This is a genomic window from Methanoculleus sp. UBA413 (assembly GCF_002502935.1).
GTDB classification, from domain to species: domain Archaea; phylum Halobacteriota; class Methanomicrobia; order Methanomicrobiales; family Methanoculleaceae; genus Methanoculleus; species Methanoculleus bourgensis.
In genome coordinates, this window is the sequence record NZ_DAQR01000081.1 from 1 (window position 1) to 298 (window position 298).

The window sequence follows — 298 nt, forward strand, 5'->3', positions numbered from 1 at the left end:
AGATAGCAATATGGCCTCTCGCGCTCTCACGCGTTGCCCGCGAAGTCCGGTGCCCGGGTGCTGCCGATCCCATTTTAGGTCGCTATGCGAGGCTGCATTGGTCGATTTCAGATGCCGAAATGAGCGAAGTACTGTCCGTTGAGAGTGCCGGTAATTGAGAATCGATGTACTACTGCAACATAATATACGCAAAGACCGAGAGCAGGAACGCGAGCACCAGGATCATGAAACTGATCGGGGCGATGAACGCGAGCATCGCGTTCACGGTGCTTGCGAGCTGCGAGACCCGCTGCGACCC